This is a genomic window from Yoonia ponticola, from assembly GCF_014199395.1.
Lineage (GTDB): Bacteria > Pseudomonadota > Alphaproteobacteria > Rhodobacterales > Rhodobacteraceae > Yoonia > Yoonia ponticola.
In genome coordinates, this window is record NZ_JACIJM010000017.1 from 17969 (window position 1) to 32007 (window position 14039).

The following is a 14039-nucleotide window of genomic DNA, read 5'->3' on the forward strand; positions in this document are numbered from 1 at the left end:
GGTGGTGCAGGTAACGATTAACGGTCTGCGAGATAATCGGCAGACACGTAACCGGACATGCGCGGTGCGTCCGCCAGTGAAACCTTGCACCAGCGTTGACCGACCTCGGTCACGCATTCGCCGCGATTAAGCGCGGTCCCGTCCGGCAAACCTAAGACTACGTTAAAGCCAAGGCCCGGACCAGAGCGCAATTTGAGCAGATCGTCAGGCCCGGTGCCTGCGACGATTGTGCGATCAAGGCCCAAACCACCGCCGCTACAACTCGCGACAAGCATAACGGCAAAGATGGTGTAAATTGTACGGCTGCGCATGATGATCTGACCTCGTTCGTTTTGCGATGTGATAGCCCGACGATGGATGAAATTCTAGCCTGTTGTATGTCGGGGCCGCCGCAAGTTGCCGATGATCGTTGCCGCACAGTTAACGCGCGATCCGGCTGGACAAATACGCCGCAACGCTGGTATCTCCGCACGGCTTTTACTGGGGTTGTGGCGATCTGCGCCGCATAAATCAGTTGTAAATCATGGGTGAGCTTTGAAATGTCTGTCGTCACGTTCCCAAGCTTGCCCACGCGCTACCGTTTCGCAGATCTGGTCGTTCATATCGTTGGGCTTTGCCTCATATTAGTCGCGGGCAGTTCATTGATACGCAAGGCATTTTCAGAACTGGACACCAGTCTTGTTCTGGCCGTGATCGTTTATGTCGCAGCGGCTCTCGGATCAAACTTAGCGTCTTTCGCCTATCACTTTTCAAAGCGTCACAGCTTACGTCCAAAGTTGCGCCGGATTGACCACGCAGCGATTTATCCCAGCATCGCAGGCACCTTCACACCATTTTTTGTGCAGGCGGGGACATCGTGGACCATGACCATGCTTGCGGTGTGTTGGACCGTCACCGCGATCGCGATGTGGAAAAAGATCACCGACGAACAGGTCAAATCGCGTTGGTCGACCGCATCTTATTTCGGCTTGGGGGCAATTGGATTGCTGGCCATTCCTGACCTGAAGAACGTGCCTATAACGACCTTATGGGCGATTTTCGCGGGCTGTGCATCCTACGCTATCGGCACGATATTCTACGCTCGCAAGGACATGCCGTACCGCTATGCGACATGGCACATGTGGGTGAATTTCGGCGGAATTTCGATGTTTGTCGGGATTTGGCTGGCGTTGTTTTCTGTCGCTTAAAACGAAAAAGGTCTCTGGCTCGCATTGAGACAGAGACCCAAGTTTGACTACCCCATACGCTCAGATGCGTAGGACCCTGGTGACGCAGGGAAGACGACGGTTTTGTTGCCGTTCAAGAACACGCGGCGGTGGATATGGGCGTGGATCGCGCGGGCGAGCACTTGGCTTTCCACATCCCGTCCAAGTGACACGTAGTCGTCAGGCGATTGGGCGTGGGTCACGCGCACGGTGTCTTGTTCGATAATCGGACCTTCATCGAGATCAGCGGTCACATAATGCGATGTCGCCCCGATCAGTTTCACCCCACGCTGGAACGCCTGTTTGTATGGATTTGCGCCCTTAAAGCTTGGCAAGAACGAGTGGTGAATGTTGATGATCCGGCCTGACATTTTCTGACACATCTGGTCAGACAGAATTTGCATATAACGCGCCAGCACGATCAATTCCGCGCCTGTGTCTTCAACGACGGCCATGATCTGGGCTTCGGCCTCTGGTTTGTTCTCTTTGGTCACTTTGATGCAATGGAACGGGATGTCATTGTTCACGACAACCTTTTGATATTCCATGTGATTTGAGATCACAGCGACGATATCAATCGGCAACGCCCCGATGCGCCAGCGGTACAGAATATCGTTCAGACAATGCCCAAAGCGCGACACCATGATCACGACTTTCATCTTTTCGGACTCGTCGTGGAATTCAAACGTCATCCCGAAATGCTCTGCGGTTTTGGCAAACCCTTCGGCCATTGCAGCCAAATCCGGACCGTCTGGCGTGTCAAAGCTGACCCGCATAAAGAAGTTGGCGGTTTCCTTGTCGTCAAACTGCGCACTATCCGTGATGTTGCAGCCAGCATCGGCAAGATAATTCGCAATAGCAGCCACGATACCACGGCTTGATGGGCTGGTGACGGTCAGGGCGTAGTTACTCATGCGGGAAATCCTGTCATTGAATGAGGTTTTGCGGCCAGTACTGTTTTGTTCCTGACACACAACCACCCGTCAATACTACAATATTCCCCGAGGTGAATTTTACTTCCCAAGGATGGGCCGTATTGGCACAGTCGTTTCCGATCATGCACAACGCGTTATTACTGGATCGAACCTACCCGATTGCGCGGGCGATCATGACGCCAGCCCATGCAGACACGCCAGTCAACACCCCGCCCCACAACGTGTCGACCATGACCTGCTGTGCGGACCAGTCTTGCAGCGTTGCGTAGTTGGTGAATTCATAGGTGCCGTAAGCCATCAGACCGAGTGCAGCACCGCCGAGCAGTGCCGCCAACGGATCGCCATTGCGTAGCGCTGGGATCGAGACGAACCACAGCACGCCCGCGACGTAGCCGAGATAGAAGAGTGCAGCAGGCACGACGCGAAACGAGTCCGCGAGCAGATGCCCGATATGTCGATCGAACACGGGTTTCACGATAAACCGGAGCCCGATAACATCGGCAACCAGAAAGACCGCGGCGGTTGAGAAATATAAAACCAGAATTTTCATGGGGTCGCTCTTTTTCTGAGGTGGCTCGCGTGGTTCGGATTATTTCGTCAGGCGTCGTGTGAGCGGCAGGGCCGCCCAATACGGTAAAGCGCTGAGCAGCTTTAACCCAAGGGTCAGACGGCGTGGAAAGTGGACTTCGAAACGGCGCTTGTTCAGGCCGTCGATGATCGCGGTGGCGGCGGTCTCCGGCGTGACCATCGCGGGCATGTTAAAGTCGTTGCGTTGCGTCAGGCGGGTATCGACAAAACCGGGCGAGATCAGGCGCACGTCGATCCGTCCTGCAATTTCCGCACGCAAGGATTCCGCAAGATTGATCACCCCTGCTTTGGACGCTGAATAGATCTGGCCCTGCGGTAAACCGATATATCCGGCAACCGACCCGCAGAGCGCCAGCTGGCCACCCTCGCGCAGCACTTTTGGTGCGACTTGCGAGATGTGAAAACTGCCCGTGAGGTTGACGGTCACGATCTGCGCGGCCGTCTTTGGGTCGAGGTCCGCGATTTTACCCGGATCGTAGATTGCGGCCAGATGCACCACGCGGTCCACCTGCCCAAGGTCCGCGATTTTGCTGGCCGCGGCGTCCAGGCTATCGCGGTCGCTGACGTCCAACGGAAGTGCGACATGATCGGGGCCAAGGTCAGCCGCGAGTTTCTCTAATGGCTCTTCAGAGCGGGCGGACAGGATCAGAGTCGCGCCCTGCTTTGCCCATTCCCGCGCGAGTGCGGCCCCGATGCCGTCGCTCGCCCCGATGATCCAGATCGTTTCAGACTTAGGCATGTGCCAGCTCCACCTGAACGACGTCGGTATTGTCGGTTGAGAAAGACGCGGCACATGTGCTGAGGTAAAACCGCCAGTTACGGATGAAACTATCGTCGTAACCGAGTTTGCGAATGCGGTCGGATTTCTCAAGCATACGGTCATTCCAAACGCTGCAAGTGCGGGCATAATCGTGGCCAAATGCGAAGCTGTCTTTGACAACCAACCCAGCGCGGCTAGCTTGTTCGGCGATCACGGCATTGGACAGTAACATGCCACCGGGAAAGGTGTATTGACGGATGTAGTCGGTGCCGCGCCGATAGGTTTTGAAATAGTCGTCTGGCACGGTGATCGCTTGGATCATCGCGCGTCCATTCTCGCGCAGGCTGCTTTTGAGTGTTGCGAAATACGTCGGCCAGTATTCTTCGCCAACCGCTTCGATCATTTCAATCGACACGATACTGTCGTATTTTCCCGTGGTTTTCCGGTAGTCTTGAAGTTGGATGTTTGCACGTCCATCGAGCCGCGCATCAGCGTAGCCTTTCTGGCTAGGGGAAATGGTCAGGCCAGTCACATGACGCCCGCTTTCCGCTGCGCGGTCAGCGAAACCGCCCCAACCGCAGCCGATTTCCAGCACCTGATCGCCTTCGCCCAATCGGTCTAGGATGCGGTCATATTTACGGGCCTGTGCGCGACCAAGATCGGTGTCGTCTGCCGTGTAGATCGCGGAGGAATAAGTCATGCTTTCGTCGAGCCAAAGCTGGTAGAATTCGTTGCCAACGTCGTAATGCGCGCGAATGTTCCGCGCAGCACCGCGTTGCGAATTAGCGCGCATCAGGCGGTTCACAATGCGGAATTTGAGCGTTTGCCAGAAGCCTGCGAAAGCGTAACCGCGGAAATGTTCGAGGTTTGCCAACGCGACCACTGACAGGTCTTCGATTGACGGGGATTCCCACAACCCTGCGACATAGGCTTCGCCCAGCCCGACATCGCCCCGTGCCGCAATCGTGGATACCACCGACCAATCAAAGATGTGCATTTCGGCGGCGGGGTTGCCTTGGCCAAAGTCGAACACTTCACCCTCAGGTGTCCGCAAGCGCAGGCTGCCGGTGTGAATCTGGCTACAGGTTTCGATGAAGTCGCGCTTCACGCGATTGGTCAGGAAAAGCATTATGTTACCTCTGAGTTAGGCGGCGACGGGCGGTTGCGGTAAACAGCCCCTTTGAGTTTTAGGCGCAGGGCCTGCCAGTAGATCAAGATCGTCGTGCGGAATGCGCCAAGTGGACGACGCAGACTGGTACGCAGCAAACCAGCATTCGTGAGCGGCTTGCGAGAGCCGGATAAGGTTGCAACAACGCCTTGGTCCCCATTGCGATGCAAAATGCGAATGGCAATCTGGTCGGCGTTGAAATCAAAACTGAATTCATACGTCCCCTTAACATCTTGGAACGGCGACACGTGTAACGCCTTTGGCGTAGTGATCCGCGTGTCTTTGGTGATCGGCGCGAAATCGGGCGCGTGGCACAGGTAGGAATGGCGATCACCAAATGGCGTGGACACCTCGGCGATGACTGCAATCAGCGCATCATCATCCATCACAAGCCAAAAGCTAACAGGATTAAAACTATACCCCAAAAACCGTGCTTGGGTCAAAAGTAGCAATTTCACGGCGCGTCCCGCAAGCCCGCGCGAGGTTAGCACATCCCGCGCCCACGCAGCGCCACGTCCAGCCTTTAGCGGGCCGCCGTGATCGACGTCATGCACGGATGCCAAGTTCAAACGGTTGCGCGAAAATAACGCAGGACTTGCGCACGGCGCGTCGGGGTCAATCAGCACATAGTCCACGCCGTAGCTGAACCTGTGCCGGATTTCCCCTAGCCGCGTATGCGTCGTCACGCCCGCGATATGTTGCGGTTGATGTGTCACACGACGCTCTGTTTTTCGAGCTGTCGTGCGATGCGCACAGCACTGGCAAAGCCATCCTCGTGGAAACCATGCCGCGTGTATGCGCCAGCGAACCATGTGTTATTTTGACCTTGGATCGCGGCGAGCTGCTTTTGAGCGGCGAGTGCTTTGGTATCGAAAACAGGATGGCGGAAGGTGTTTTGGTCGTAGATCAGGTGATCTGGCACTGGCGTTGACGGGTTCAGCGACACGAATAACGGATCGCTTTCAGGTATATTTTGCAGTCGATTCATCCAGTATGTCACGCCGATTGCAGGTTCGGGACGGGTTGTGTCGGCCTTGTACACCCAGCTTGACCAGACCGAGCGCCGTTGCGGCATTTGGCTGGTGTCACGGTGTAGGATCATCTGGTTGTTTTGGAACCGCATTGCGGACAAAGCTGTGTTTTCTTGCTGTGTCGGTTTTTCCAATAGGGCCAAAGCTTGGTCTGAATGACAGGCGAAAATCACTTGGTCGAACGGTTCCTGTGGACCAGCGGCGCTGTGCACTGTGCTTTGCGTGCCGTCTCGGACGACGCTGCGGACAGCCGTGTTAGTGTGGATCGCTACGCCGCGCCCGAGCAAATAATGCTCTAGCCTCCGCACGTATTCGACACTGCCGCCATCCACGGTCCACCATTGATGCTGTCCAGAAGCGTTCAACAGCGCGTGGTTGCGGAAGAACTGCACCATAGACCGCGCAGGAAACGCGCGAATTTCAGAGGGCGGCGTAGACCAGATCGCGCCGCAGAGTGGCAGCAGGTAGTAGCGTTGGAACCAATCGCCCAACTTGAGGTCGTCCATCAAGTCGCCGATGGTGGCGCTATCGTCGGATGCCAAGCTTTCCGCTTTTTCGTTAAACCGCAGCACGTCGCGCAACATACGGATAAAGCCGGGACGGAACAGGTTGCTTTTCTGTGCCGTCAGCGCACCGAGACTGCGCAAACCATATTCGATCTGCCCGTTGTTGATCGAGGCGCCAAAGCTCATGTCGCTTCGCGATACAGGCACATCAAGGTCCTGAAACATCCGCGTCAGATGGGGGTAGTTTGCGTAGTTGAAGACGATAAAACCTGTATCTACGAGCTGATTGCCATGCATCCCCGCCATCACAGTCCGCGCATGGCCACCTAATTTTGGTCCTGCCTCGAACAATGTCACCGCGTGATGGGGCGTCAACAGATACGCCGCAGATAGGCCAGAAATGCCACCGCCGATGATCGCTATGCGTTGCGGGTGGATCGGTTTGGAATCAATTAGCATGGTGTCTCCGGTGGCTCATTTAAATCAATTACGACCCCGAAAAGAAATTGGATCAAAAAATGATCTAAGTTCCCTTGATGCCCGTAAACAGTTTATGTTGATTGCGAGCACACATACAAATACCATTGAACGGCCCCCTGCTATGGGGCCGCAAAAGGACAGATTACAGGTGACGCAACCTTCTACTGAGGTATCGCCGCAGACGACTTGGATGCTGGCGGTGCGCGACGGACGTGATCGTGCTGCATTTGCAGCGCTGTTCGATCATTTCGCACCCCGCTTAAAGGGTTTCATCATGCGATCCGGCACGGGATCGGCGCAGGCTGAGGAAATCGTGCAGGACGTGATGTTAACCGTATGGCGCAAAGCAGGTCAGTTCGATCCGACCCGCGCCCAAGTGTCAGCATGGATTTACCAGATTGCGAGGAACAAGCAGATTGACACGTTCCGCAAAGATCACCGCCCGATGCCCGAAGAATTGACCCGCGAGCCCGATCTTGAACCCGATGCAAGTCAGATCCTTGCGATGGAACAAGAGGCCAGCAGGCTGAAAAAGGCACTGTCGATGCTCAAACCCAAACAGCGCGAAATGATTGAACAGGCCTATATGGGCGAGTTGTCCCATCAGGAAATCAGTACGCAAACGGGGTTGCCACTAGGCACAATCAAATCACGGATCCGGTTGGGTCTAGAGAAATTACGGCACGACTTGAAGGAACTGCGTTAAGATGACCGCAATTAACCATCACATACCTGACGCATTGCTTGCCGCCTATGCCGCTGGCAGTTTGCCGCAGCCTTTTGCGCTGGTTGTGGCTGCGCATATCTCCATGTGCTTGGACTGCCGTGCCGCGTTTGATGCGCATCAAGCAGCTGGTGGCGTTGTTTTAGATAACGTGGGCGCTGAGGTTCTGACTGACCGTTTGAAATCCGACACGCTTGCCCTTTTGGATGCGCCAGTGAAGGAAAAGCCGAGCTTTGCGCGGTCTGGTGTTTATCCTGGCCCGATTATGGAAGCCTTGAAAGGCAAGCCGCCGCGTTGGAAATCGCTGGGTATGGGGGTGCGTCAAAGCATCCTGCAAGCGAACGACGAAGGGTCTGTGCGGCTTTTGTATATCCCACCGAACCAAGCCGTTCCGGATCATTCGCATGGCGGACTTGAGCTGACTTTGGTTTTGCAGGGCAGCTTTAGCGACAGTGGCGGCAGCTTTGGCGTCGGCGATCTTGAGGTCGCCGATCAAGAGGTGGAGCATACCCCAACTGCCGGTGCCGGCGCGCCGTGTATTTGTATCGCGGCCACGGATGCACCGTTGCGGTTTAGCACGTTGATCCCACGACTTTTGCAGCCGTTGTTTCGCATTTAACGCGGATTATACCGATACGAGGTCGAGTAGCTGCTGCCGTTCCACATCTGCTGAAAGCGCGTCCAGCGTGACGCTGCCCCTGCTCATCGTGACAAAACGGTCCCCTAGGTCGAAGGCGAAATCGAAGAATTGTTCGACAAGTACAATTGCAATTTCGCCTTGATCGCGCAGCGTTTCGATAACCTCTCCGATGTGTTTGATGATGTTGGGTTGTATGCCCTCTGTTGGCTCGTCCAAAAGCAAAACCGACGGCTTTGTGATCAAGGCCCGCGCAATCGCAAGTTGCTGCTGCTGCCCGCCTGACAGATCACCACCACGCCGCCCCGACATATCGCGCAGCACCGGAAACAGATCGTAGATGTGGTCGGGAATGCTATGACCGCCACCGTCGAGACAGGCAAAACCGGTTTCAAGGTTTTCGGTCACGGTCATCATCGGGAACACTTCGCGGCCCTGCGGCACATACGCAATCCCTGCCCGCGCGGCATTTACCGCCGTGTGTTTTTCCAATGGCACATTGTCCAACGATATGGTGCCAGACGCAAAAGGATGCCGTCCAGCGATAGCTTTGAGCAATGACGTTTTACCGACGCCGTTGGTGCCCATTACCGCGGTAATCTGCCCCTTTTGCGCGGTCAGGTTGATCCCGTTCAAAATCTGGCTTTGGCCGTATTTCAACGTTAAATCTTTGACATCCAGCATATTTTATCGCCCCAGATAGACGTCGATGACGTCTTTGTTGTTTGTGACGTGATCCAAGCTGCCTTCGGCCAGTACCGACCCTTCGTGCAGCACTGTGACCTTGCAATTCAGGCGGCGCACAAATTCCATATCGTGTTCGACCACAACAACAGCACGGGTTTTCGCCGCCCGTACGAGCAGATCGGTTGTATGTTCACGCTCGGCTGGTGTCATCCCAGCAGCAGGTTCATCGACCAGCAGTAAGCGTGGATCTTGCGCCAACAACATGCCGATTTCCAACCATTGCTTTTGACCGTGGCTCAGCGCACCTGATTGTTGATCCAACGCATTTGTCAGGCCAATTTCATCGCTGACCTCGCGAATGCGGTCCTCTCTGTTATCGGCTTTGCGCCCGAACAACACATCAAACGGCCCGCGCACGTTGCGCAGCGCCATCGCGATGTTTTCCCGCACAGATTGCGCCTCAAATACCGTTGGTTTCTGGAATTTGCGACCGATGCCCGCCTGCGCAATCTGGCTTTCGCTCATCCCCAGCAGTGATACCGACTTCTCGCCAAAGATCACACGGCCTTCATCCGGTCGCGTTTTGCCCGTGACGATATCCATAAAGGTCGTCTTGCCCGCGCCATTCGGCCCGATGACTGCCCGCAGCTCTGGCTCTGCAATCTGGATCGACAGGTTATTGATCGCGCGAAAACCGTCAAACGTGACCGACACGCCAGAGACTTCTAACAGGGTGTTGTTCATGATGCGTCCCCGCCCATCCGTTTGCGGTCCAGCGCGTCAAAGATGCCGCCGATGCCTTTGGGGAAGTAGAGCGTGACCAATACAAACGACAAGCCAAGCAGCACAAGCCACCAATCCGTCCATTTGATCACGTAAAAACCAAGGTTGATGTCGGGGGCGGACCCGCCTGTGAACCATGACGACAACAGCGACACCAAGGCCGCACCAATGACAGCACCATAAAGCCGCCCGCGTCCGCCAATAGCGACCCAGACCGCCAGATAGATCGACGCGATTGGCGCGATTTCGGCGGGGTTGATGATGCCTGCTTGCGGGTAATACAGCGCGCCCGCGATGCCCGCGACCATTGCTGTCAGGGTGAAGATGAACAGTTTATACTGCTCGACGTGGTAGCCCAGAAACCGCACACGGGCTTCGTTATCGCGGATCGCCCGTACCACTGATCCGAATTTGCCGGACACCACATAGGCGAACAAAACATAGCCCAACGCAAGTGCCACAGCGGACGCCCAGAAGAACCAGAGCGACACAACCGCTTGGCTGCGATCCTCTAGGCCGGGGATGTTTTGCAAGCCCGACAGACCGTTATTGCCGCGCAATCCAGTATCGTTCTGGAAGAAGTATAGCGACATTGCCAAGGTCATCGCTTGGGTCAGGATCGACAGGTAAACGCCCGTCACGCGGCTGCGGAATGCCAACCAACCAAAGATCAGTGCCAGCAAACCGGGCACCAAGATCACTGCCAACAGTTGCAATGTCAGGCTGTGTGAAAAGGCCCAGATCACCGGAAAATCGGAACTGCCGACGACGCCAAAGATTTGGCTGCCGATGGCGTCAGTGATTTCTTGCGGCGTGGGCGGCAGTGCTGCGGATTGCAATGAAACTTGCACAAGCCCCTCGGTTCGCGCGTACATCAGCCACATGCCAATTGCGTAGCCGCCGATGCCGAAAAATGCGAAATGGCCAAGCGATAAGATGCCGCAATAGCCCCACACAACGTCCATCGCGATGGCGACCAGACATAGGCACAGCGTTTTGCCGAGTGTTTTCAGAAACGAGGTTGAGATCAGGCCAAATCCGGTGGCCTCGCTCAGGATCGTCACGACGACAGTAAACACCGCAAGCGCGAGCAGGAACCAAAGAACAGATGGGTTACGGGCGATGAATGTGTTTTTCATGTCCTCAATCCCCCGCCGCGCGGCCTTTGAGGGCGACGATGCCCTTTGGCCGGAATTGGATAAACAGGATCACAAACAGGATCATATAGGTCTGCGCTGCCAAGGTATTCGACGGGTTGAACCATTCGATCCCCTTTTGCGTAAAGCCGATCAGAGACGCGCCCGCAAGCGTGCCCCAGACATTGCCGACACCGCCGACCACAACGGTCATAAAGCTTTGCACGATGTAATCCGCGCCCATCTCGGACGTGACCTTGGCGTAAAGACCAATCGCGACACCTGCGATGCCAGCGATACCGGACCCTAGTCCAAACGTCAGCATATTGATGCGGTCAGGGTTGATGCCCATGCTGGCCGCCATGCCGGGATTTTGGGTGACTGCGCGGACCTCTAGGCCCAACCGCGTGCGCTTGAGGATGAACAGGATCAGCCCAAGGAACAGCAGCGCCAGCACAAAAATCGCGATCCGAATATAACTGATCTGCACCACGTCATTGAGAACCCAAGCCCCTGCCAACCAATCAGGTGACGTCAATGGACGCGCCTGCGTGCCAAAGATGTTTTTGGCCAATTGTTGCAGCACAATGGCAATCCCAAACGTCGCCAACAGCGTCTCAAGCGGACGGTGGTAGAGGTGCCGGATCACCAACCGCTCCATCGCGACGCCTGCGGCGAACGTCACCATAAAGGCCAGCGGCAGTGCGATCAGGATCGACACGGTGTAATCGGGTACGATCTGTTGCACGACGTAGCCCGTGTAGGCCCCCATCATGATAAATTCGCCGTGCGCCATGTTGATGACGCCCATGACGCCAAACGTGATCGCAAGGCCAATCGCCGCGAGGAAATAGATCGACGCGAGTGATAGCGCGTCGAGCGTCAGGTCAAATGTTTGCCCAACACCTAGCTGCACCGAAATCGCGGCTTGCGCGTCTTCGGCGGCGTCGGTGATGGCGCTGTTTGGCTCTACGTAGGCTGTGTAGAATGTGTGTGCGTCTAATGCTGCGGCGCGTTCCTCGGGCGATACAAACGGGGCCGCATCGCCGTTTGCGACCAAGGTTTCATAAGCTGCATAGCGTGCGGCATCGGTGTCGAGTGTGGCCACGGCGACGCCAGCCACCTGCCCATCTGCGATCTGCGCGGTCAATGTGCTGACGATATCCTCTGTGGATACGGTCGCAGGCGCGAGGCCTTCTGCCACAAGCAATTGGTAGGCTTCGTCAGCGGTCAGGTCTTCGTCAATCACGAGGATTTGCGCCACGTTTGTATCGTCGGGAATGGATGCGGCCACAAATTGCCGTGTTGTCAGGATTTGACTGATCACGCCGCGCACTTCGACGCTGAGATCGCCAGACAGGTCGTTGATCGCCGCGATACGCGCATCCGTGTCGGTGCCGAATTGCGCAGTTAACTGGCGTTCAAGTTGTTGTTTACGCGCGAGAACATCTGCATCGGGTTCGCCATCAATGCTGGCGCGTAACGGGTCAAGCTGATCGGCGGACGGGTCGCGACCGATTGACTCAAGCGCGGCGATGCGGCGCGAAATATCAGGATCGGACAGCAGAAATTGCACCAAGGCACCGCTGATCACGCGCCGCACGCCCGCATTGGGTTTCGCTTGGGAAAAACCGTCGTCGTCGGCGACTGTCGTCTCTTCGCCGCTATCAAGGTCGGTCAGGATCAGGCCATCGCCGTCCTCAACCACGCTGAAAAACACACCGTCGCTTGTCCGCATCCAGATGTTTTTGTCGCGCCAATCCTCAAGAAATGTCGGGATACCGTCCACGGGCGCGTCGGCAAGCGATGCAATCACTGCATCAACGGTTCTGCGTGACGGACTTTCGATCGCCTCAGCGTGATCCTGCAAAATCGCTTGGAGCGATTGCGCGTGAGCGAAGGGCGCAGCGAAGCACAGGGCAAGACAGACGAGCAAAAGGCGCAGCATCACGGTAGTCTTTCGTTAGGGAAATCGGGTGTGAGTGGGGCAACGACGCGCCCCACCCGTTTGGTTTAGTAGTTGGACGTCAACTGAACGCAGGTTTCTGTTTCAGTGTTGTACATCCCGCAACCAAGGTCTTTCCAATCAGAGGTCAGCACGGCGCTTTCTGGCAGGTAATCTGTCCAAGCGTCGCCTTCGACTTCAGAGGTTTGGCTGATGATGTCGAATTGACCGTCTGCGGTGATTTCACCAATCAGCACTGGCTTCGACAGGTGGTGGTTTGGCAACATGACGGCTGTGCCGCCCGTCAGGTTCGGAAATTCCTGACCGTACATTGCTGTGCGCACTGCATCGACATCGGCACTTTCCGCCGCAGTCACCGCGTTCACCCACATGTTAAAGCCGATGTAATGGGCCTCCATTGGGTCGTTGGTCACGCGGCTGTCGTCGCCAGTGTACTCTTGCCACTTCGCGATAAACGCTTCGTTTTCGGGGGTATCGGCGGACATGAAGTAGTTCCACGCGGCCAAGTGACCGACCAATTCGGATGTATCAAAGCCAGACAGTTCTTCTTCGCCAACCGAGAACGCAACGACGGGAATGTCGTCGGCGCTGACGCCTGCTGCGGCGAGTTCTTTGTAAAAGCCCACGTTTGCGTCGCCGTTGATGGTCGACACAACGCCGACCTGATTGCCGCCTGCGCCAAGTGCCACAACGTCGCTCACGATTGTCGCCCAGTCAGACTGGCCGAACGGTGTGTAGTTCACAAAGATATTCTCTGGCGCGATGCCCTTTTCGATCAGATACGCTTCGAGAATGTTGTTTGTTGTGCGCGGGTAAACGTAGTCGGTCCCAAGCAGTGCGAACTGCTCAACGCCCAACTCTTCAAGGAAGTAATCGACCGCAGGAATCGCCTGCTGGTTTGGTGCGGCACCTGTGTAGAATACGTTCTTAGAGCTTTCTTCGCCCTCGTATTGCACAGGGTAGAACAGCAGACCGTTCAGTTCTTCGATCACAGGCAGAACGGATTTACGCGATACGGATGTCCAGTTGCCGAAGATAACGTCGACTTCGTGCACGGTCAGCAATTCGCGTGCTTTTTCAGCGAACAGTGGCCAGTCGGATGCAGGGTCAACGACAACCGCTTCCAGTTCACAGCCCAAAAGGCCGCCTGCTTCGTTTTGGCCTTCGACGAGCATTTGCATGGTCTCAGCGAGTGTTGTTTCAGAAATCGCCATTGTGCCGGACAGCGAATGAAGTACACCAACCTTGATGGTGCAATCTTGTGCATAAGCGCCGCTCGCTGCGGCCATAAATGTCAAAGTTGAAATAGTAGAAAGAAGTCTCTTGGACGTAGTCAAAGGTTCGGTCCCCCAGTTGGGCTGCGGTCTATTCCGATCCAAGTGACCGCCTATGTTGCAGGCATTGGTCGCTGGTCGGCTTTGTCGCAGCTTATG

Annotated in this window: 15 protein-coding genes; 3 read left to right on the top strand and 12 right to left on the bottom strand. The window is 55.8% G+C overall.

The genetic code is table 11. The features are described 5' to 3' along the window. Positions 1-17: 17 nt before the first annotated feature. Positions 18-311: an SH3 domain-containing protein gene (locus FHS72_RS17610; RefSeq protein ID WP_183531055.1), complete on the bottom strand. Its 294-nt coding sequence runs from the start codon at positions 309-311 to the stop codon at positions 18-20. 228 nt (positions 312-539) lie between these two features. Between FHS72_RS17610 and trhA the strand changes: the two genes are divergently transcribed. Next, on the top strand, positions 540-1187 hold the full coding sequence (gene trhA, locus FHS72_RS17615) for a PAQR family membrane homeostasis protein TrhA (RefSeq protein WP_183531056.1): 648 nt from the start codon (positions 540-542) through the stop codon (positions 1185-1187). Between the two features lie 47 nt (positions 1188-1234). Here the strand turns inward: trhA and purU are convergent, their stop codons facing one another. From purU to FHS72_RS17645, 6 genes are all read right to left on the bottom strand, one after another. After that, complete coding sequence (gene purU / locus FHS72_RS17620) at positions 1235-2119, bottom strand: formyltetrahydrofolate deformylase (RefSeq protein WP_183531057.1); 885 nt, start codon at positions 2117-2119, stop codon at positions 1235-1237. A 172-nt stretch (positions 2120-2291) separates the two neighbouring features. Continuing rightward, a complete protein-coding gene (locus FHS72_RS17625) occupies positions 2292-2690 on the bottom strand; it encodes a DUF2177 family protein (RefSeq protein ID WP_183531058.1) in 399 nt (132 codons plus the stop codon). A gap of 39 nt (positions 2691-2729) precedes the next feature. Further along, on the bottom strand, positions 2730-3467 hold the full coding sequence (locus FHS72_RS17630) for an SDR family NAD(P)-dependent oxidoreductase (RefSeq protein WP_183531059.1): 738 nt from the start codon (positions 3465-3467) through the stop codon (positions 2730-2732). Then, on the bottom strand, positions 3460-4617 hold the full coding sequence (locus tag FHS72_RS17635; RefSeq protein ID WP_183531060.1) for an SAM-dependent methyltransferase: 1158 nt from the start codon (positions 4615-4617) through the stop codon (positions 3460-3462). The genes FHS72_RS17630 and FHS72_RS17635 overlap by 8 nt, the downstream gene beginning before the upstream one ends. Further along, positions 4617-5372 carry a DUF1365 domain-containing protein gene (locus FHS72_RS17640; RefSeq protein ID WP_343042715.1) on the bottom strand — a complete coding sequence of 252 codons (756 nt, stop codon included), beginning with the start codon at positions 5370-5372 and terminating at the stop codon, positions 4617-4619. Before FHS72_RS17640 ends, FHS72_RS17635 begins: the two co-directional genes overlap by 1 nt. Beyond that, a complete protein-coding gene (locus tag FHS72_RS17645; protein WP_183531062.1) occupies positions 5369-6652 on the bottom strand; it encodes an NAD(P)/FAD-dependent oxidoreductase in 1284 nt (427 codons plus the stop codon). The genes FHS72_RS17640 and FHS72_RS17645 overlap by 4 nt, the downstream gene beginning before the upstream one ends. A 142-nt stretch (positions 6653-6794) precedes the next feature. On the opposite strand from FHS72_RS17645, the gene FHS72_RS17650 reads away from it, so the two are divergent. Together FHS72_RS17650 and FHS72_RS17655 are read left to right on the top strand one after the other, a co-directional pair. After that, positions 6795-7379 carry a sigma-70 family RNA polymerase sigma factor gene (locus tag FHS72_RS17650; protein WP_246414864.1) on the top strand — a complete coding sequence of 195 codons (585 nt, stop codon included), beginning with the start codon at positions 6795-6797 and terminating at the stop codon, positions 7377-7379. Position 7380: 1 nt separating this feature from the next. Then, positions 7381-8016, top strand: a complete 636-nt coding sequence (locus FHS72_RS17655) for a ChrR family anti-sigma-E factor (RefSeq protein ID WP_183531063.1) — start codon at positions 7381-7383, stop codon at positions 8014-8016. Positions 8017-8022: 6 nt separating this feature from the next. Here FHS72_RS17655 and urtE read toward each other — a convergent pair whose 3' ends face one another. The 5 genes from urtE to urtA all read right to left on the bottom strand — a co-directional run bounded on the left by urtE (position 8023) and on the right by urtA (position 13895). Continuing rightward, a complete protein-coding gene (gene urtE, locus FHS72_RS17660) occupies positions 8023-8718 on the bottom strand; it encodes an urea ABC transporter ATP-binding subunit UrtE (protein ID WP_183531064.1) in 696 nt (231 codons plus the stop codon). 3 nt (positions 8719-8721) lie between these two features. Next, complete coding sequence (gene urtD, locus FHS72_RS17665) at positions 8722-9465, bottom strand: urea ABC transporter ATP-binding protein UrtD (RefSeq protein WP_183531065.1); 744 nt, start codon at positions 9463-9465, stop codon at positions 8722-8724. Next, a complete protein-coding gene (gene urtC, locus FHS72_RS17670; RefSeq protein WP_183531066.1) occupies positions 9462-10643 on the bottom strand; it encodes an urea ABC transporter permease subunit UrtC in 1182 nt (393 codons plus the stop codon). The genes urtD and urtC overlap by 4 nt, the downstream gene beginning before the upstream one ends. Before the next feature lie 4 nt (positions 10644-10647). Then, complete coding sequence (gene urtB, locus FHS72_RS17675; RefSeq protein WP_183531067.1) at positions 10648-12588, bottom strand: urea ABC transporter permease subunit UrtB; 1941 nt, start codon at positions 12586-12588, stop codon at positions 10648-10650. Between the two features lie 65 nt (positions 12589-12653). Beyond that, positions 12654-13895, bottom strand: coding sequence for an urea ABC transporter substrate-binding protein (gene urtA, locus FHS72_RS17680; RefSeq protein ID WP_183531068.1), 1242 nt, complete (start codon positions 13893-13895; stop codon positions 12654-12656). Positions 13896-14039 lie beyond the last annotated feature (144 nt).

Coding starts and splice junctions, on each gene's coding strand:
- FHS72_RS17610 (WP_183531055.1), bottom strand. CDS start 311: ATGCGCAGCCGTACAATTTACACCATCTTTGCCGTTATGCTTGTCGCG.
- trhA (WP_183531056.1), top strand. CDS start 540: ATGTCTGTCGTCACGTTCCCAAGCTTGCCCACGCGCTACCGTTTCGCA.
- purU (WP_183531057.1), bottom strand. CDS start 2,119: ATGAGTAACTACGCCCTGACCGTCACCAGCCCATCAAGCCGTGGTATC.
- FHS72_RS17625 (WP_183531058.1), bottom strand. CDS start 2,690: ATGAAAATTCTGGTTTTATATTTCTCAACCGCCGCGGTCTTTCTGGTT.
- FHS72_RS17630 (WP_183531059.1), bottom strand. CDS start 3,467: ATGCCTAAGTCTGAAACGATCTGGATCATCGGGGCGAGCGACGGCATC.
- FHS72_RS17635 (WP_183531060.1), bottom strand. CDS start 4,617: ATGCTTTTCCTGACCAATCGCGTGAAGCGCGACTTCATCGAAACCTGT.
- FHS72_RS17645 (WP_183531062.1), bottom strand. CDS start 6,652: ATGCTAATTGATTCCAAACCGATCCACCCGCAACGCATAGCGATCATC.
- FHS72_RS17650 (WP_246414864.1), top strand. CDS start 6,795: ATGGGGCCGCAAAAGGACAGATTACAGGTGACGCAACCTTCTACTGAG.
- FHS72_RS17655 (WP_183531063.1), top strand. CDS start 7,381: ATGACCGCAATTAACCATCACATACCTGACGCATTGCTTGCCGCCTAT.
- urtE (WP_183531064.1), bottom strand. CDS start 8,718: ATGCTGGATGTCAAAGATTTAACGTTGAAATACGGCCAAAGCCAGATT.
- urtD (WP_183531065.1), bottom strand. CDS start 9,465: ATGAACAACACCCTGTTAGAAGTCTCTGGCGTGTCGGTCACGTTTGAC.
- urtC (WP_183531066.1), bottom strand. CDS start 10,643: ATGAAAAACACATTCATCGCCCGTAACCCATCTGTTCTTTGGTTCCTG.
- urtB (WP_183531067.1), bottom strand. CDS start 12,588: ATGCTGCGCCTTTTGCTCGTCTGTCTTGCCCTGTGCTTCGCTGCGCCC.
- urtA (WP_183531068.1), bottom strand. CDS start 13,895: ATGGCCGCAGCGAGCGGCGCTTATGCACAAGATTGCACCATCAAGGTT.